14 protein-coding genes are annotated in these 18457 nt (G+C 70.5%); 8 read left to right on the top strand and 6 right to left on the bottom strand.

Annotated features, from left to right (window positions below; genetic code table 11):
- Nucleotides 1-4: 4 nt before the first annotated feature.
- From KUM44_RS12020 to KUM44_RS12045, 6 genes are all read right to left on the bottom strand, one after another.
- Entirely contained in the window at nucleotides 5-1885 is a 1881-nt protein-coding gene (locus KUM44_RS12020) for a sialidase family protein (RefSeq protein ID WP_217207815.1), read from the bottom strand.
- Between the two features lie 485 nt (nucleotides 1886-2370).
- Entirely contained in the window at nucleotides 2371-3234 is an 864-nt protein-coding gene (fdhD, locus tag KUM44_RS12025; protein ID WP_217207816.1) for a formate dehydrogenase accessory sulfurtransferase FdhD, read from the bottom strand.
- Between the two features lie 23 nt (nucleotides 3235-3257).
- Nucleotides 3258-4118, bottom strand: coding sequence for a 2Fe-2S iron-sulfur cluster-binding protein (locus KUM44_RS12030; protein WP_217207817.1), 861 nt, complete (start codon nucleotides 4116-4118; stop codon nucleotides 3258-3260).
- Entirely contained in the window at nucleotides 4115-5938 is a 1824-nt protein-coding gene (locus KUM44_RS12035) for an NAD(P)H-dependent oxidoreductase subunit E (protein ID WP_217208127.1), read from the bottom strand. Before KUM44_RS12035 ends, KUM44_RS12030 begins: the two co-directional genes overlap by 4 nt.
- 5 nt (nucleotides 5939-5943) lie before the next feature.
- Entirely contained in the window at nucleotides 5944-7863 is a 1920-nt protein-coding gene (locus tag KUM44_RS12040; protein WP_217207818.1) for a molybdopterin oxidoreductase family protein, read from the bottom strand.
- On the bottom strand, nucleotides 7860-8831 hold the full coding sequence (locus KUM44_RS12045) for a 2-dehydropantoate 2-reductase (protein WP_217207819.1): 972 nt from the start codon (nucleotides 8829-8831) through the stop codon (nucleotides 7860-7862). The genes KUM44_RS12040 and KUM44_RS12045 overlap by 4 nt, the downstream gene beginning before the upstream one ends.
- A gap of 274 nt (nucleotides 8832-9105) precedes the next feature.
- Here KUM44_RS12045 and KUM44_RS12050 point away from each other — a divergent pair, with 274 nt between their 5' ends.
- The 8 genes from KUM44_RS12050 (at nucleotide 9106) to KUM44_RS12080 (ending at nucleotide 17744) form a co-directional block, all read left to right on the top strand.
- A complete protein-coding gene (locus tag KUM44_RS12050; protein ID WP_217207820.1) occupies nucleotides 9106-10446 on the top strand; it encodes an OFA family MFS transporter in 1341 nt (446 codons plus the stop codon).
- Nucleotides 10430-10561, top strand: coding sequence for a hypothetical protein (locus tag KUM44_RS46760; RefSeq protein ID WP_302185991.1), 132 nt, complete (start codon nucleotides 10430-10432; stop codon nucleotides 10559-10561). Before KUM44_RS12050 ends, KUM44_RS46760 begins: the two co-directional genes overlap by 17 nt.
- 160 nt (nucleotides 10562-10721) lie before the next feature.
- Nucleotides 10722-11660 carry a beta-ketoacyl-ACP synthase III gene (locus tag KUM44_RS12055; RefSeq protein ID WP_217207821.1) on the top strand — a complete coding sequence of 313 codons (939 nt, stop codon included), beginning with the start codon at nucleotides 10722-10724 and terminating at the stop codon, nucleotides 11658-11660.
- Nucleotides 11661-11832: 172 nt separating this feature from the next.
- Complete coding sequence (locus tag KUM44_RS12060) at nucleotides 11833-12510, top strand: GntR family transcriptional regulator (protein ID WP_217207822.1); 678 nt, start codon at nucleotides 11833-11835, stop codon at nucleotides 12508-12510.
- 306 nt (nucleotides 12511-12816) lie between these two features.
- Nucleotides 12817-13998, top strand: a complete 1182-nt coding sequence (locus KUM44_RS12065; protein WP_217207823.1) for an ROK family transcriptional regulator — start codon at nucleotides 12817-12819, stop codon at nucleotides 13996-13998.
- A gap of 154 nt (nucleotides 13999-14152) precedes the next feature.
- Entirely contained in the window at nucleotides 14153-15673 is a 1521-nt protein-coding gene (locus KUM44_RS12070) for a sugar ABC transporter ATP-binding protein (RefSeq protein WP_217207824.1), read from the top strand.
- Nucleotides 15670-16689 (top strand): ABC transporter permease, encoded by a 1020-nt coding sequence (locus tag KUM44_RS12075; protein ID WP_217207825.1) that lies wholly within the window; start codon nucleotides 15670-15672, stop codon nucleotides 16687-16689. Before KUM44_RS12070 ends, KUM44_RS12075 begins: the two co-directional genes overlap by 4 nt.
- A gap of 17 nt (nucleotides 16690-16706) precedes the next feature.
- A complete protein-coding gene (locus tag KUM44_RS12080; RefSeq protein ID WP_217207826.1) occupies nucleotides 16707-17744 on the top strand; it encodes a substrate-binding domain-containing protein in 1038 nt (345 codons plus the stop codon).
- Nucleotides 17745-18457: the final 713 nt, after the last annotated feature.

Genomic DNA, 18457 nt, shown 5'->3' on the forward strand with positions numbered 1-18457 from the left:
GGTCTCAGCCCACCTGGTCCATGGGGAGCCACAGGACGGTGTCCGACGTGGCCGAACCCTTACGGGCGCCGACCCGCGTCGCGGCGCTGAGCTCCGCGTCGCCGAGCGCCCGGTTCCACACATGGACGTCGTCGATCGCGCCGGTGAGGTAGGCCCGGCTGTCCATGCGCTGCCCGACGTGCACGCCGAACGGCGAGTTCCGGCTGACCGAACCGGTCACGTCCGTGCTCCTGATCGCCCTGCCGTCGAGGAACAGCGTCAGCTCTCCGCCGCCGCGCCGTAGCGCGAGGTGGTGCCACTCGTCGTCGTTGTGGGCGTCCCCGGCCCACACGGACGAGGTGCGTACCGTCCCGGACCCCTCCCGTGTGGTGATCAGGGCACGCACCCGGTCGTTGTCGGGCTCACCGCGCAGCCACACCTGAGGCTGGGTGGAGCCTATCCCGCCCATCCACAGGAACGGCTGCTCACCGGACGCGGCGGAGTACCGGAAGAACAGCGAAACCGTGAACTCCCCTGTCCCGAGCGGCAGTCGGGACCGATACGGCAGCCGTACGGCGTCGTCGTCGCCGTCGAACTCCATGGCCCTGCCCAGCACGCCGTCCGTCACCCTGGCGCCCCCGAGGACGGTCGCCCGGGGTGCGCCCGGGGCGAGGTCGGCGGTGGTCGGGTCGGGGCCACGACGCGGCCCGAGCCAGCTCTCGGTGAAGCGGACGAAGCGGATCTCGTCCCGCGCGTCCACGGCGCCGCCCTCGTACAGCAGGCCGACCGTGGACGCGTCGATGCCCACCATGTCGGAGTAGCCCGACCAGTCCGTGGTGACGACCTTGCCGCGGTCCACGCTGTCCCAGGTGGTGCCGCCGTTCCAGGAGGACCGGATCATCATGGTCCGTCGACGGTCGGGGTCGCCGGGCGCGGACAGCAGCAGCCGCTTGCCCAGGCGGAGAGTGGCGCCCTGCACCTGGGGCGTGTAGAGGTCCGGAACATTCCGGAACGGGCCGGTGAAGGTGGTGCCGCCGTCAAGGCTGTACGTCTGGGAGCGATGCCCGAGGTCGGTGCCGTCCTGCTCCCGCCCGCTGATGAGGATCGTGCCGTCCGTACGCTCGGCGAGGGTCACTTCGGACGGCTTCTGCCGGAAGGTGCCGTCGGCCTCGGCGATGGGCCAGGAGTCGGTGGCGCCGATCCGCCAGTGGTCACCGCCGTCGTCACTGACGATGAGGGCGGCGTGGTTGGCGGTGACCCGACTGCCGTCCCAGGTCTCGGAGTTGACGCCGAAGACCAGCCGCCCCGCGTGCCTGCCCCGGGTGAGCTGGATGCCGTGCACGGGCCCTGTGGCGTACCAGGAATTCCAGTCCGCGGGCAGTATGTCGGCGCTCAGGTCACGTGGCGCGGACCAGGTCCGGCCGTCATCGTCGCTGTACTGGAGATGAGGTGTGCGGTCACAGGGCACCGAGCAAGGGCCGCTGTCCGTACGGCCGGTGTTGTACGTCTCCGCCAGCAGGACCCGCCCGGTCTCATGGTCCACGAGGGGCGCCGGGTTGCCGTGCGTGTCGCCGTTGCCCTCGTTGACGACCTGGAGCGGCCCCCAGGTGCGGCCACCGTCCGTCGACCGCTTGAGAACGAGGTCGATGTCGGCGGCGTCTCCGCAGTTGAGCACCCGCCCCTCGGCGAACGCCAGCAGCGTGCCGGCCTTGGTCTGCACGATCGCCGGGATACGGAAGCAGGCGTACCCGGGATCCTGGTCGGCCCTGAAGAGGGCCTGCTGCTCGAACGACGGTGCCGTGCTGCTCGGTTGGGACGGTGCCGAACCTAATGTCGCGGCCGTCGCCGTGAGGGCGACGGCCGCGACCAGGGCAGCTCTGAGACGTGCGCGAACTCTTGACGGCATGGTGCGGCCCGCCCTTCATCGTCTGGTCGGTGTCCAGGCATCCGAACATTCGGACATCCCACGTCCAAAGTGCGCATCACAGACGTTAGTTGGGCTATCGCACACATCACAAGAACCGTGCAGGTGTCACTTCACGGATGGAGTACTGCTTTCCCTCGATTGGCCCGCGCTCGAATGAAGCGGACCCTCGCCGCCTTCCAGGACACGGCCCGGAGAACCTGCTCCCGCCAACGCGGCATCATCACCGGGCTGTTCGGCGGCAGCACCATCGATCTGGGCGTAGGACGTGTGCTGCAAAGCCACCTGAGCGCGGCCGACCAGCCCACACGGACGCCGGGTGAGTGCCCACCAACCTGCACTGTCCGCCGGACACCGGCATGTGGCGCCCGCAGGCGACCGAGCCATCGAACAGCGGGGCCCCTACAGGCGCAGGGGGCGCTCCCCGCCGTTCAGGGCCCCGCCGGCGTGCCGCGGGGGAACCGTCTTCAGCCCTGGGCGGCCGCGGCCCGCAGGGCGATGCGGTCCTCACCCGCGTACACGTTCATGGAGCTGCCCCGCAGGAAGCCCACCAGCGTCAGCCCCGTCTCCGCGGCCAGGTCCACCGCGAGCGACGAGGGCGCCGAGACGGCCGCGAGGACGGGGATGCCCGCCATCACGGCCTTCTGGGCGAGCTCGAAGCTGGCCCGGCCGGAGACGAGAAGCACCGTGCGGGACAGCGGCAGGTCGCCGTTCTGAAGGGCGCGGCCGACCAGTTTGTCGACCGCGTTGTGCCGGCCGACGTCCTCCCGTATGTCGAGCAGCTCGCCGTCCTCGGTGAACAGGGCCGCCGCGTGCAGCCCCCCGGTCCGGTCGAAGACCCGCTGGGCCGCGCGGAGCCGGTCGGGGAGGCTCGCGAGCAGGTCGGGGTCGAGCCGGACCGGGGGAGTGTCGCCGCCGTGCGTGTCGTCGATGGGCCAGCGAGCTGTCGTACGGACCGCGTCCAGCGACGCCTTGCCGCACAGCCCGCAGGACGACGTCGTGTAGACGTTCCGTTCGAGGGTGATGTCGGGGACGGCCACGCCCGGCGCGGTCCGCACGTCCACCACGTTGTAGGTGTTCGAGCCGTCCACCGTGGCGCCCGCGCAGTAGACGATGTTCCGCAGGTCGGAGCCCTCGGCGAGCACGCCCTCGCTCACCAGGAACCCGGCGGCGAGCGCGAAGTCGTCGCCGGGTGTGCGCATGGTGATCGCCAGCGGCTTGCCGTTGAGGCGGATCTCCAGGGGTTCCTCGGCGACGAGTGTGTCCGGGCGGGTGGAGACCACCCCGTCCCGGATCCGGATCACCTTGCGTCGTTCCGTGACTCGTCCCATTTTCCCGTCCCCACCAGTCCTGATCAGTCCCGGTTCTGTACGTGCTGATAGCCGAAGCGGCCCTTGATGCACAGATTGCCGTGGGTCACCGGATTGTCGTGCGGCGAGGTGACCTTCACGATCTCATTGTCCTGCACGTGCAGGGTGAGGTTGCAGCCCACACCGCAGTACGCGCACACCGTGGTCGTCTCGGTCTGCGCCGACTCGTCCCACGTACCCGCCGCCCGCATGTCGAACTCGGACTTGAAGGACAGCGCCCCGGTCGGGCACACCTCGATGCAGTTCCCGCAGTACACGCACGCCGAGTCGGTCAGCGGGGCGTCGTGCTCCACGGCGATCCGGGCGTCGAACCCACGCCCGGCCACCGAGATCGCGAAGCTGTTCTGCCACTGGTCCCCGCACGCGTCCACGCACTTGTAGCAGAGGATGCACTTGCCGTAGTCGCGCACATACAGCTCGTTGTCGACTTTTGGCTCCTCGTCGAGCCGCGCCGCGTCCGGGCCGAACCGGTCCGGTTTCGCCTCGTACTCCTTGATCCACCCGGCGACCTGCGGGGTGGTCGACAGGTCGACCGACGACGCGAGCAGCTCAAGGACGATTCGGCGACTGTGCCGGGCGCGCTCGGTGTCGGTCCTCACCTCCATCCCGGCCTCGGCCTTGCGCGAGCAGGCCGGGACGAGCGTCCGCGAGCCCTCGACCTCGACGACACACACGCGGCAGGCGTTCTTGGGCCGCAGTGTGTCCCCCTCGCACAGGGTCGGGATGTCCTTCCCGGCCGCCCGGCAGGCGTCGAGGATCGTCGAGCCCTCCGCCCCGCGCACGGGCTCCCCGTCGATGGTGAACTCCAGCAGCCGGCGCGGGATCCCCAGCGGTACCACGGTCATTCGTACGCCCCCAGACGGTCGATGGCGGATTCCACGGCGTTCCACGCGGTCTGCCCCAGACCGCAGATCGAGGCGTCCCGCATCGCGCGGCCGACCTCCCTGAGCAGGGCGATGTCATCGGAGGCCGCCGCACCCGTGCGCTGAAGGATCCGGTGCAGCGCCTCCTGCTGCCGTACGGTCCCGACCCGGCACGGCACGCACTGCCCGCACGACTCGTCCCGGAAGAACTCGGCGATCCGCAGCAGCAGCCGCGGCAGCGGGACCGTGTCGTCGAAGGCCATGACCACACCCGAGCCGAGCGTCGTGCCCGCCTCCCGCGTGCCCTCGAAGGTGAGCGGGATGTCCAGCTCGTCGGGACGTACGAAGCCGCCCGCCGCGCCGCCCAGCAGCACCGCCCGCAGCCCGTCGCGGACCCCGGCCCGCTCCAGCAGCTCGCCGAGCGTCGCGCCGAAGGGCAGCTCGTAGATGCCGGGCCGCTCCACGCTCCCGGACACACAGAACAGCTTCGGCCCGGTGGACCGGTCCGTGCCGATCGCCGCGTACGCCCGGGCTCCCATCGTCAGGACGGGCAGCACATTGACCAGGGTCTCGACGTTGTTCTCCACCGTCGGCTTCCCGAACAGCCCCTTCTCCACCGGGAACGGCGGCTTGGAGCGCGGCTCGCCACGGTAGCCCTCGATGGAGTTGAAGAGAGCCGTCTCCTCACCGCAGATGTACGCCCCCGCGCCTCGCCGGATCTCGATGTCGAAGGCGTACCCCTGACCGAGGATGTCCTCCCCGAGCAGCCCACGCGCGCGTGCCTGCGCGACGGCGTGCTCCAGACGCCCCAGCGCTCGCGGGTACTCGCCCCGCAGATACAGGTAGCCCTTGTGGGCGCCGGTCGCGTACGCCGCGATCGTCATCGCCTCGACGAGCGCGTACGGATCGCCCTCCATGAGCACGCGGTCCTTGAAGGTGCCCGGCTCGGATTCGTCGGCGTTGCAGACGACGTAGTGCGGGTGGTCGGGCTGCGACGCCGTGGCCTGCCATTTGCGGCCGGTGGGGAAGGCGGCGCCGCCACGCCCGACCAGGCCGGAGTCGGTGACCTCGCGGATGACTCCGGCGGGGCCCAGCTCGAAGGCCCGGCGCAGTGCGGTGTAGCCACCGTGGGCGCGGTAGTCGTCGAGACTCAAGGGGTCCACGACACCGACACGGCCCAGCAGCACCAGCGACGGGTCCCCTGCCTGGGGAACCGCCATCGCCGCCGCCGGCTCCTCCGGCGCCGAGTCCGGCGCGCTCGCGGCGAGTACGGCGTCGTGCACGGTCGTCGGCGCCGACACCGCCGTACGCACCGGATCCCCGGCCTTGATCGCGAGCACGGCAGGAGCCCGCTCGCACAGCCCGAGACAGGGGCTGCGCTCGACACTCACCCCGCTGCCGAGGCCGAGCCCGGCCTCGATCCCGGCACACAGTTCGCTCGCCCCGGCCGCCGCGCACGCGAGGTCCGTGCACACGTGGAGGACGGTCGCCGGGCGGGGCTTGACCGAGAACATGGCGTAGAAGGTGGCCACGCCGTACGCCTCCGACGGCGGCACCGTCAGCCGTCGGCACAGGTAGTCGAGGGCGCCCTCGCTGATCCAGCCGATCCGGTCGTTGAGGGCGTGCAGCCCCGGCAACAGCAGGTCACGTCGGTCCCGGGCCGCGCGGCCGCCGCGTGCCCACCTCAGGTCGGCGTCGGTTCGGTCGGCGCCCTCCCAGGACGACTCGGGCGGGCCGAGCAGGGCGTCGACGGCGGCCCGTTCGTCGTCCGTCGGTTTGCTGTCGCCGAAGTGCAGGTCCACTGACGTCACCTCACGATGGTCGCGACGGGGAGCTTCTCGATCCGGATCGCCGACGCCTTGAACTCCGCCGTGCCCGCGATCGGGCAGTTCGCCTCGATCGTCAGCTGGTTGGTGTCCACCTCGTCGGGAAAGTGCATGGTCATGAAGGCGAGCCCGGGCCGCAGCGCGGTGTCGACCCACACCGGCGCGACGACCGAACCGCGCCGCGAGGTCACCTGGACCTCCTCGCCGACCACGACCCCGTACCGCTCGGCGTCCTCCGGGCACAGCTCGACGAACTCGCCGCGCCGCAGCGGGGAGGCGAAACTCCCGCTCTGCACCCCGGTGTTGTAGGAGTCGAGCCGCCGCCCCGTGGTGAGCCGGATCGGGTACTCCTCGTCGGTGAGATCGACCGGCGGATCGTGCTGGACGAGCCCGAACGGCGCCGGCATCCCGCGCTCGGCCGGGTTCTTCTCCCACAACCGGCTATGGAGGTAGGTCGGTTCGAGCTGCTCCGTGCTCGGGCAGGGCCACTGGATGCCCTGGTGTTCCTCCAGGCGTTCGTACGTCATCCCGTGGTGGTCCGGGGAGACCGACCTGAGCTCGTTCCAGACGGCCTCGGCGTCCGCGTACTTCCAGTCGTGGCCGAGCCGCGCCGCCAGCTCGCAGATGATGTCGATGTCCTCGCGCGCCTCGCCGGGCGGAGTGACCGCGCGCCGCACCCGCTGCACGCGCCGTTCGCTGTTGGTGGTGGTGCCGTCGGTCTCGGCCCACCCGGCGGTCGCGGGGAGGACGACGTCCGCGAGCTGGGCGGTCTTCGTCAGGAAGATGTCCTGGACGACGAGGAAGTCCAGCTGCCGCATCCGCCGTACGGCCTGCTCGCTGTCCGCCTCCGACTGCGCCGGGTTCTCGCCGATGCAGTACACGGCCTTGAGCGTGCCCTCCTCCATCGCCTCGAACATCTCCGTGAGGTTGAGGCCGTAGTGCGGCTGGATGACGGTGCCCCAGGCCGACTCGAACTTCAGGCGGGTGCTCGTGTCCAGGATGTCGTGGAAACCCGGCAGGCGGTTGGGGATGGCGCCCATGTCGCCGCCGCCCTGCACGTTGTTCTGCCCGCGCAGGGGCTGCAACCCGCTGCCGTAGCGGCCCACATGCCCCGTCAGCAGGGAGAGGTTGATCAGCGCGCGGACGTTGTCGGTGCCGTTGTGGTGCTCGGTGATGCCGAGGGTCCAGCACAGCTGGGCGCGCTCGGCGCGGGCGTAGGCGTGGGCCAACTCCCTTATGGCGGCGGCCGGTACGCCCGTCACCTTTTCGGCCAGCGACAGCGTCCACGGCTCGACCAGCGCCTTGTACTCCTCGAAGCCGCTGGTGGCCCGCTCGATGAACGCCTCGTTCGCGAGGCCCGCGTGGATGATCTCGCGGCCGATCGCGTGCGCCATCGGGATGTCGGTGCCGACGTTCAGCCCCATCCAGCTCTCCGCCCACTCGGCGGTGGAGGTGCGGCGCGGGTCGACGGCGTACATCCGGGCGCCGCGTCGGATCCCCTTCAGCACGTGCTGGAAGAAGATCGGGTGAGCGAAGCGGGCGTTGGAGCCCCACATCACGATGACGTCGGTGTGCTCGATCTCCTCGTAGGAGGACGTGCCCCCGCCCGACCCGAAGGCCGCGGAGAGGCCGGCGACGCTCGGGGCGTGACACGTCCGGTTGCAGGAGTCGACGTTGTTGGTGCCCATGACGACCCGGGCGAACTTCTGGGCCACGTAGTTCATCTCGTTCGTGGCGCGGGCGCAGGAGAACATGCCGAAGGCGCCGCGGTTGCGGGCCAGGCCCTCGGCCGCCCGGGTCAGGGCTTCCTCCCAGGTGGCCTGCCGGAACGGTTCGTCGCGGGAGTCGCGTACGAGCGGGTGCGTCAGCCGTGTGTAGTTCTTCGGTTGCCGTTTCCTCATGCGGCGCTCCTCAGCGCGAGCAGGTCCGAGATGGCGTGCACGGTGCGCAGGGTGGGCACTTGGACGCCGGTGATCTCCGCCAGCTCGACGACCGCCGCGAGGAGTACGTCGAGTTCGAGCGGCTTGCCGCGCTCCAGGTCCTGGAGCGTGGAGGTGCGGTGGTCGCCGACGCGTTCGGCGCCCGCGAGACGGCGCTCGATGGAGACGCCGACCTCGCAGCCGAGGGCCTCGGCGACCGCGAGCGTCTCGGTCATCATGATCTCGATGACCTTGCGGGTGCCGCCGTGCAGACACATCTGCCGCATGGTGGCGCGGGCCAGCGCGCTGATCGGGTTGAAGGAGATGTTGCCGAGCAGTTTGAGCCAGATGTCGTTGCGCAGGTCCGGCTCCACCGGGCACTTCAGGCCGCCGGCCACCATGGCCTCGCTGAGCGCGAGACAGCGCCGGGAGACGCTGCGGTCGGGTTCGCCGATGGAGAACCGGGTGCCTTCCAAGTGCCGTACGACACCGGGTCCTTCGAGTTCGGTGGCGGCGTAGACCACGCAGCCGACGGCCCGTTCGGGCGTGAGCACCGCACTGACGGCGCCGCCCGGGTCCACGCTCTCGACGCGGTGGCCGTCGTGCGGGCCGCCGTGCCGGTGGAAGTACCACCAGGGGATGCCGTTCTGGGCGGCCACGACCGCCGTGCCGTCGTCCAGAAGGGGCTCGATGAGCGGCCCGCACGCCGCGTACGAGTTGGCCTTCAGGCCCAGGAAGACGTAGTCGGCCGGGCCGACTTCGGCCGGGTCGTCGGTCGCGTGGGCGCGGGCGGTGAAGTCGCCGCGCGGACTGAGCACCCGCACCCCGTGCCGCCTCATGGCCGCGAGATGCGGTCCACGGGCGATGAGGTGCACGTCGGCGCCGGCGCGATGCAGTGCGGCTCCGACGTAGGCGCCGATCGCACCGGCGCCGAGGACTGCAACTTTCACTTCGGAACGCTCCGTTCGGTCGAGGGAGTACCGCGGAGGTGGCTGGGAAGTAACGCCCGATCAGGGTCGAATTTCGTCGACTGAATATTGTCTACAGTATGGATGAGGGGTCAGCAAGGGGTCGCGCACGCCGTTCGGCAGGGTCGTCCGCCCGGCGCTCGACGTGGTGTTCCGGACACTGTTCGACCGTTCGTCGCGCCCTGCATACCGCTCACCGCATACGGTCGACGCGCCGACTTCTCAACTCCGCGCTCGGTCCCTACCGTTCGGGATCATGAGTCCCCCTGTCGCTCCCCCGGGATGGAGCCGCTGGCTGGTTCCGCCCGCCGCTCTGTCGGTTCATCTGTCCATCGGCCAGGCCTACGCCTGGAGCGTGTTCAAGCCGCCGCTCGAATCCGCCCTCGATCTGAGCGGCACACAGAGCGCGCTGCCGTTCCAGCTCGGCATCGTCATGCTCGGCCTGTCGGCCGCGTTCGGCGGCACGCTGGTGGAGCGCAACGGGCCGCGCTGGGCCATGACGGTCGCCCTGATCTGCTTCTCGTCCGGCTTCCTGCTCTCCGCGCTGGGCGCCGCCACCGAGCAGTACTGGCTGATCGTCCTCGGTTACGGCTTCGTCGGCGGCATCGGCCTCGGCATCGGCTACATCTCGCCCGTGTCGACGCTCATCAAGTGGTTCCCGGACCGGCCCGGCATGGCCACCGGCATCGCCATCATGGGCTTCGGCGGCGGTGCGCTCATCGCCTCGCCCTGGTCGGCGCAGATGCTGGAGTCGTTCGGCAGCGACAGCTCCGGGATCGCGCTGGCGTTCCTGGTGCACGGACTCTCGTACGCCGTCTTCATGCTGCTGGGCGTGCTGCTGGTCCGCGTGCCGCGCACCGAGAAGCCCGCCGGCGACGGACCCAGTGCGGTCGACGGGCCGCAGGTGTCCGCCCGCAGCGCCGTGCGCACCCCGCAGTTCTGGTGCCTGTGGGTCGTGCTCTGCATGAACGTGACCGCGGGAATCGGCATCCTGGAGAAGGCCGTGCCGATGATCACGGACTTCTTCACGAACACCTCCACACCGGTGTCGGTGTCGGCCGCGGCCGGCTTCGTCGCGCTCCTGTCCGCCGCCAACATGGCCGGCCGGATCGGCTGGTCGTCGACGTCCGACCTGATCGGACGCAAGAACATCTACCGGCTGTACCTGGGCGCGGGCGCGCTGATGTACGGCCTGATCGCGCTGGCCGGCGATTCGTCGAAGCCGCTGTTCATCCTGTGCGCACTGGTGATCCTCTCCTTCTACGGCGGCGGCTTCGCGACGATCCCCGCCTATCTGAAGGACCTCTTCGGCACCTACCAGGTCGGCGCCATCCACGGGCGGCTGCTCACCGCCTGGTCCACGGCCGGCGTCCTCGGGCCGCTGATCGTGAACTGGATCGCCGACCGGCAGGAGGAGGCGGGCAAGGACGGCGCCTCCCTCTACACGATGTCCCTGTTCATCATGATCGGGCTGCTCGCCGTCGGCTTCGTCGCCAACGAACTCGTCCGGCCCGTCCACCCGCGCCATCACGTTCCCGTTCCGGCGTCGGAGGAGAAGCCGAAGGAGAAGGAGGCCGCCGATGTCCAGCAGCAGTAGCACTCCGCCGGGCCGACGGGGGCTGATCGCCTTTGCCTGGGTATGGGTGGGGGTACCGCTCGCGTACGGGCTCTACGAACTCGTACAGAAGGCGGCCCAGCTGTTCACCAGGTAGGTGCGGGGTAGGTGTTCGGAAGTTGTCCGGGCGTCCGATGGTCTGAGGGAAGCTGACAAGACGGGCGCCTGTTTCCTGTGGCATCACCTGCACCCGTACCCGTGAGTCACTGATCAGACTGGTGAATCCCGCTACCCAAGGCCCGAGGGGATCACCAAGCATGAACGGCTCGCGCATCGCCGCAGTCGGCCACTATCAGCCCGCCAAGGTACTCACCAACGAGGACCTGGCGGGCATGGTCGACACCAGTGACGAGTGGATCACATCCCGGGTGGGCATCCGTACGCGCCACATCGCCGGGCCCGACGAGCCGGTCGACGAGCTGGCCGCGCACGCCGCCGCGAAGGCGCTCGCCGCCGCGGGACTCGCGCCCGGCGACATCGACCTGGTCCTGGTCGCCACCTCCACCGCGATCGACCGCTCCCCGAACATGGCCGCCCGGGTCGCGGCCCGGATCGGCATCCCCTCGCCGGCCGCGATGGACGTCAACGTCGTCTGCGCCGGTTTCACCCACGCGCTGGCCACCGCCGACCACGCCGTCCGGGCGGGGGCCGCGGCCCGGGCGCTGGTGATCGGCGCGGACAAGATGTCCGACGTGACCGACTGGAGCGACCGTACGACCTGTGTGCTGGTCGGCGACGGAGCAGGCGCGGCCGTCGTGGAGGCCTCCGAGGAGGCCGGCATCGGGCCGGTGCTGTGGGGGTCGGTGCCCGAGATGGGGCACGCGGTGCGCATCGAGGGGCAGCCGGCGCGGTTCGCCCAGGAGGGACAGAGCGTCTACCGCTGGGCGACCACGCAGCTTCCGGCCATCGCCCGCCGGGCCTGCGAACGCGCCGGCCTCGCGCCCGAGGACCTCGCCGGGGTCGTCCTGCACCAGGCCAACCTGCGCATCATCGAGCCCCTCGCGCTCAAGCTCGGCGCGGTCAACGCCGTCGTCGCGCGCGATGTCTCCGAGTCCGGGAACACCTCGGCGGCGAGCATTCCGCTGGCGTTCTCCAAGCTCGTGGAACAAGGGAGGATCTCGTCCGGGGACCCGGTGCTGCTGTTCGGGTTCGGCGGAAACCTGTCGTACGCCGGGCAGGTCGTGCGCTGCCCCTGACGTCGCCGCCGTCGGCCTCCGGCGGTCCCTGACGCGGATGTGACGTGGCCGACTCCACGGTTCCCTGGCCTTTGTGCGCCGTAGACTGTAGACGAAAGACAATCGATACTGGCCTTCCGTGACGGTCGGCTACCGGATGCAGTCGCCCGGCGTTCGCCCAGGAGGGGGACCGATGTTGTCGACAGGACTGCCGCAGGGTGCGGTGCCCAAGCTCGAACGGCCCGGCCCGCTGCGCGACCGTGTCTACGAGGCGCTGCTCGAACTCATCACCACCCGCGCCCTCCAGCCGGGCCAGCATCTGGTCGAGAGCGAACTGGCAGGTCACCTCGGTGTGTCGCGGCAGCCGGTGCGCGAGGCGCTCCAGCGGTTGAACACCGAGGGCTGGGTCGATCTGCGGCCCGCGCAGGGCGCGTTCGTGCACGAGCCGACGGAGGAGGAGGCCGACCAGCTCCTCACCGTGCGTACGCTGCTGGAGGCCGAGGCCGCCCGGCTCGCCGCCGCCCATGCCGACAAGGCCGGCATCGCGGCCCTGGAGGAGCTGTGCGCGGAGGGCGAGAAGGCCGTCGCCGCCGATGACGTGGACGCCGCCGTCGCCCTCAACGCCCGCTTCCACGCGAAGATCATGGACCTCGCGGGCAACACGGTCCTCGCCGAGCTGGCCACCCAGGTCGACCGCCGCGTCCGCTGGTACTACACGCCGGTCGCCCGCCGGCGCGGGCAGCAGTCCTGGATCGAACACCGGGGCATGATCGCCGCGATCACCGACCGGGACGAGCGGCGCGCCACCGAGCTGATGCGGGAACACACCGAGCACACGCGACGGTCGTACCACGCACGGGCCAAGTCCTGAGATCCGCAGCGGTGTTCAGGACCGCAGCGGTGTTCAGGACCGCAGCGGAGCTGTGTTGCACAGCCCTCTGCGTCTGAGCCTGGCCCCCTGCGTCTGAGCCTGCATCCGTGCCCGCGCCCTACCGGTTCGTCGGACGGGCTCGATCTCGCCTTTGTCCTGTGAGTGGAGAAAGTTGACGGCAATCTCTGCGCAACTTCTTCCCACTCCGTGCGGCCGCTGCTACGTTCCCCTCGAAAGCAGGCCACCGAGGTGGCCGAAACCCGGCGCGCACAGGCCGAATGAGGCGGGGAGGGGCTCGTGAGACGTATGACCGCGCGACCCGCGAACGCCCATCAGGCACGACTGCTCAAGCTGTTGCGCGACGGCGGACCCAACTCCCGGGCCCAGCTGGGCGATCAGATCGACCTCTCACGGTCCAAGCTGGCCGTGGAGGTGGACCGGCTGCTGGAGACGGGCCTGGTCGTGGCCGACGGACTCGCCGCCTCGCGCGGCGGGCGCCGCTCCCACAACGTCCGGCTCAACCCCGGGCTGCGTTTCCTCGGCGTCGACATCGGCGCGACCTCGGTCGACGTCGCCGTCACCAACGCCGAACTGGAGATCCTCGGACACCTCAACCAGCCCATGGACGTCCGCGAGGGCCCGGTCGCGGTCTTCGAGCAAGTCCTGTCCATGGCAGCGAAGTTGAGGGCCTCCGGGCTCGTGGAAGGGTTCGACGGCGCCGGCATCGGCGTCCCCGGCCCTGTCCGCTTCCCCGAGGGCGTCCCCGTGGCGCCGCCGATCATGCCGGGCTGGGACGGCTTCCCCGTGCGGGAGGCGCTCAGCCAGGAGCTCGGCTGCCCGGTCATGGTCGACAACGACGTGAACCTCATGGCGATGGGGGAGCAGCACGCGGGCGTCGCACGCTCCGTGGGCGACTTCCTCTGCGTCAAGATCGGCACCGGCATCGGCTGCGGCATCGTCGCGGGCGGTGACGTCCACCGCGGTGTCACCGGCAGCGCGGGCGACATCGGGCACATCCAGGCCGTGTCCGACGGACGGCCCTGCGCCTGCGGCAACCGGGGCTGTCTGGAGGCCCACTTCAGCGGGGCGGCCCTCGCCCGGGACGCCGTGGAGGCGGCCCAGCAGGGGCTGTCGGAGGAACTCGCCTCGCGACTGGAGGCGAACGGCACCCTCACCGGCGTCGACGTCGCCGCCGCGGCCGCCGCCGGTGACGCCACCGCGCTCGACCTGATCCGAGAGGGCGGCAACCGCGTCGGCCAGGTCATCGCCGGACTCGTCAGTTTCTTCAACCCCGGCCTGGTGGTGATCGGCGGCGGGGTGACCGGCCTCGGCCACAACCTGCTCGCCGCGATCCGCACCCAGGTCTACCGCCAGTCGCTGCCTCTGGCGACCGGCAACCTCCCCATTGTCCTGGGCGAGTTGGGCCCCACCGCCGGCGTCATCGGCGCGGCCCGGCTCATCAGCGACCACCTGTTCTCACCCGCGTAAGCCACCCGTTCGGCACGGCTCACCCGCACCACCCGCTGCTCCGCCCTGCCCTGCTCTGCTCCGCTCTGCTCTGCTCTGCACCGCTCTGCTCTGTCTCGTCCTGCTCTGCCTCGCCCTGCCCTGAACCGGCCCGCACGCCCGCCAAGGGGACCTCATGGCACCAGAACCAACGCTGCTCAGCATGAACGGCATCACCAAGTCGTTCCCCGGAGTCCGCGCCCTCGACGGCGTCGATCTCGACGTCCAGGCCGGTGAAGTGCACTGCCTGCTCGGCCAGAACGGCGCCGGCAAGTCCACCCTCATCAAGGTCCTGGCCGGCGCCCACCAGCCCGACACCGGCACCATCCGCTGGCGCGGCGAGGAGGTCACCCTCCGCTCGCCGATCGCCGCGATGCGCCTCGGTATCGCCACCATCTACCAGGAACTCGACCTGGTCGAGCACCTGTCGGTGGCCGAGAACGTCCACCTCGGCCATGAACCCACGGCCGCCGGCTTCGTCGTACGCGGAAAGGTCGCGCGAGAATCAACCGCCGCGCTGCTCAAGCGACTTGGGCATCCCGAGATCGACCCCGCACGCCTGGTCGGGGACCTGTCGGCGGCCCAGCAGCAGATCGTGTCGATGGCCCGGGCGCTCTCCCACGACGTACGGCTGATCGTGATGGACGAGCCGTCCGCCGCCCTGGACCCGGACGAGGTCGACAACCTCTTTCGCATCGTCGGCGACCTCACCTCCGCCGGCGTCGCCGTCGTCTACATCTCCCACCGCCTCGAGGAGATCCGCCGGATCGGCGACCGGGTGACGGTGCTGAAGGACGGGCGGGCCGTGGCGGGCGGGCTTCCGGCGAAGACGACGCCGACACGGGACGTCGTGGCGATGATGACGGGACGCAACGTCGAGTACGTCTTCCCCGAGCGGCCGAAGAAGGACGCGACGGGCGGCAAGACGCTGCTGGAGGTGCGGGGACTCGCCCGGCACGGGGAGTTCGAGCCCCTCGACCTGAGCGTGCGACCCGGGGAGATCGTCGGTCTCGCGGGCCTGGTCGGCTCGGGGCGTTCCGAGATCCTGGAGACGATCTACGGGGCCAGGAAACCCAGCGCCGGTCAAGTCCTCGTGGACGGACGGGCGTTGAAGCCCGGCAGCGTGCGGGCCGCCGTGCGCGCCGGACTCGGGCTCGCCCCCGAGGAACGCAAGGCGCAGGCGCTGCTGATGCTGGAGTCCGTCACCCGCAACGTCTCCGTCTCCTCCATGTCCCGCTTCTCACACGGCGGCTGGGTCGACCGGGCCGCCGAACTGGGAGCCGCACGGGCCGCGACCCGCGAGCTGTCGCTGCGGCCCGACAACCCGAACGTGCCCGTGCGCACGCTCTCCGGCGGCAACCAGCAGAAAGCCGTCCTGGCCCGCTGGCTGCTGCGCGGCTGCCGCGTCCTGTTGCTCGACGAACCCACCCGCGGGGTCGACGTCGGCGCCCGTGCCGAGCTGTACGCGGTCGTCCGACGACTGGCCGACGAAGGCCTCGCCGTCCTCCTGGTCTCCAGCGAGGTGCCCGAAGTGCTGGGCCTCGCCGACCGCGTCCTGGTCCTGCGCGAAGGCCGCGTCGTCCACACGGCACCGGCCCGCGAACTCGACGAACACCGCGTACTCGACCTCGTCATGGAAGGAAGCCCGGCGTCATGACGCAGCACGCCTCCCCGCCCCGGGACAGCACCGGCAAGGTGCCGTCGGCCGGAGCGCCGCCCGCCTGGCGGGGCCTGATGGCCCGCGCCGACGTGCGCACCCTCTCCCTGCTCGGCGTCCTCGCCGCGCTGATCGTCATTGGCGGCATCACCAAGCCGGACCAGTTCCTGGACACCCGCAACCTCCAACTCGTCCTCACCCAGGCCTCCGTGATCGGCGTAGTCACCGTCGGCATGACCTTCGTCATCATCTCCGGCGGCATCGACCTGTCCGTCGGCGCGATCGTCGCACTGGCCTCGGTGTGGGCGACGACGGTGGCCACCCAGGAGTACGGCTTCGCCGGCATCCTCTTCACCGCGGTGATCGTCGGCGTGGGATGCGGCCTGGTGAACGGAGTGCTGATCGCGTACGGCGCGATGGTCCCGTTCATCGCCACGCTCGCCATGCTGGCCTCCGCGCGCGGCCTGGCGCTCCAGATCACCGACGGCAAGACACAGATCGTCAGTGTGCCCTCGGTGCTGGACCTCGGCGAGCGCGACGCGTATGTGCTCGGCATTCCGCCGCTGGTCATGGTGTTCGCGGTCGTGACGATCATCGGCTGGCTCGTCCTGAACCGCACGACCTTCGGACGGCGCTCGGTCGCCGTCGGCGGCAACGCGGAGGCGGCCCGGCTCGCCGGTATCGACGTCCGCCGCCAGCGGCTCTACCTCTATCTGCTGTCCGGCCTGTGCTGCGGCATCGCGGCCTTCATGCTGATCATCCTGTCCGGCTCGGGCCAGAACACCAACGGCAACCTCTACGAACTCGACGCCATCGCGGCCGCGATCATCGGCGGCACCCTGCTCAGCGGGGGCCGCGGCACCATCACCGGCTCGGTGCTCGGCGTCCTGATCTTCACCACGATCACCAACATCTTCGCCCTGAACAACCTGCAGAGCGACGTCCAGCAGATCGCCAAGGGCGCGATCATCGTCGCCGCCGTGCTGGTCCAGCGCCGTACCGCGAGCACGACCTGAGGAAAGGGTTCACCGTCATGCCAGAGCTCACCAGTCGCAGAGGGCTGCTGTTCGGAACCGCCGCGATAGGCGCCGGTGCCCTCCTCACAGGTTGCACCAGCAACGAGTCCGGCGACGAGCCGGCCGCCAACGACCAGTCGGCCGCCGACGACAAGCCCGGCAAGGCCGTCACCATCGGCTTCGCCGGCCCGCAGGCCGACCACGGCTGGCTCAACGCCATCAACGACAACGCCAAGAGCCGGGCCAAGAAGTACTCGGACGTCACCCTGGAGATCACCGAGGGGTCGAACGACACCGCCGCGCAGATCGGCCAGATCGAGACGCTGATCAACAAGAAGGTCGACGTGCTGGTGGTGCTGCCCGCCGACGGCAAGGCGCTCACCCAGGTCGGCCTGAAGGCGATGCGCGCGGACATCCCGGTCATCAACCTCGACCGGATCTTCAACACCCCGCAGGCCTACCGCTGCTGGATCGGCGGCGACAACTACGGCATGGGCCTCAACGCCGGCCACTACATCGGCGAGAAGCTCAAGGGGAAGTCCAACGCCACGGTCATCGAACTGGCCGGCCTGGACAACCTCGAACTGACCCAGCAGCGTACCCAGGGCTTCGACGACGCCCTGAAGAACTACCCGAACATCAAGAAGGTGGCCCGGCAGGCGGCCGAGTTCACGGTCGAGTCCGGGCAGGCCAAGATGGCCCAGCTCCTCCAGGCCCAGTCTAAGTTCGACGCCCTGTGGAACCACGACGACGACCAGGGCGTGGGCGCGCTGCGGGCCATCGAGCAGGCAGGGCGCGACGACTTCCTCATGGTCGGCGGCGCGGGCGCGCTGTCCGCCTTCCAGGCGATCAAGAGGGACGACGGCGTCCTCAAGGCCACCGTCCTGTACCCGCCGACCATGGCGGCGTCCGCGATCGACCTGGCCCGTGCGCTGGGTCAGAGCAAGGGCGTCGGCGGGATGGCCGAGTTCGAGATCCCGGCTTCGATCACGCTCTACTCGGCGGTGGTCGACAAGGACAACGTCGACCAGTACATGGCCACCGGCTTCAAGTGAGGCGCACCCTGCCCGACGGGGGCGACGCGTCTGTCGGGCAGGGCCGGGAGCGTTCAGGGGATCGAGCCTGCCTGGGCTCGGCAGGTGGATGCGGAGCACGCGGGTGGATGTGGATGCCGGGGCCTTCGTGCGGTGGGGGTCGTGGGGCCGTGCGGCCGGGGGCAGTTCGGGAGCCCGGACGCCGTGGCACGGGGGGTCACGGCGGACGGGGCCGCGGAGTCGAGGTGGACAGTGCCTCGGCGCCGGGGCGGCCGAAGTGGCCGGGATCCGGAAGCCGGAGTGGCGCGGCGGTCTGGGAACCCGGGCGGCCGCTGGGAAGCCGGGGCGGCCGGGTCTCGAGGGCTCAGGTACCCGAGTCGGCAACTCGGGCGCCGAGCCTGGGGGCCTCAGATGGCCGGCCCCGCGGGCCTCGGATGCCCGAGCTTGGCCACCTCGAGTGGCCGCCCCGGGAGCCGTTGGCCTGCGACGGCCATCGCCGTGGGCCAAGCGGCGGCGGACCCCGCACAACCCACCCGACGACGACCACCACACCGCCAGGGACTACAGCCGCAGACCCACAGACCCACAGACCCACAGCCCCGCAGACCTGTAGACCCACAGGCCCACCGGTCCGCAGACCCGCAGACCCGCAGATCCGCAGACCCGCGAGCCAGAGCCAACAGGACGGCAGACGATCCGCTGAACGCGCCCGCAACCCCCCACCGCTGCACGAC

Source organism: Streptomyces sp. AC550_RSS872 (assembly GCF_019049285.1).
Taxonomy (GTDB): domain Bacteria; phylum Actinomycetota; class Actinomycetes; order Streptomycetales; family Streptomycetaceae; genus Streptomyces.